The 424-nt window shown below is 47.4% G+C and carries 1 protein-coding gene; it reads right to left on the reverse strand.

Going from position 1 to position 424, the window contains the following annotated elements; all coding sequences use genetic code 11:
- Positions 1–85 precede the first annotated feature (85 nt).
- On the reverse strand, positions 86–424 hold a 339-nt coding region (locus AB4496_RS29695; RefSeq protein ID WP_372133729.1), incomplete at its 5' end, for a PTS fructose transporter subunit IIB.

Genomic DNA, 424 nt, shown 5'->3' on the forward strand with positions numbered 1-424 from the left:
TATAAAATCCCCATTCGCAGACAAGGCGAATGGGGATTTTAGTTACTAGGGGGTAGTAATTTTATCTTCTAACTTGTTTCAGGTTTTAAATAGCCACCATGTCCGCGGCTTTCTTCATCGCTTCTTTCGTTGAACACTCAATCACGTTCGCGTTAGCAAAGCGGTGAGCGTCTTTCACTTGAATATCGTGAGCCAAGATAACTAGCTTCGCGTTCGCTACATCTAGGTCGCTGATGCGGTTCTGAATACCGTTTTGACCTTGAGTTTCTACCTTAATCTTAAGGCCTGCTGCTAAGCCTGCTTTTTCCAGTGCTTTCGCAGCCATGAAGGTGTGTGCAACACCAGAAGGGCAACATGTTACGGCTACGATGTCGTACTCGCCTTCGCCGGCTACAGGCGCTGTTTGAGCTTGTACTGGCGCTTC

The organism is Vibrio sp. 10N.222.46.A1 (genome assembly GCF_041473595.1).
In the GTDB taxonomy this organism is placed as follows: Bacteria; Pseudomonadota; Gammaproteobacteria; order Enterobacterales; family Vibrionaceae; genus Vibrio; species Vibrio tasmaniensis_A.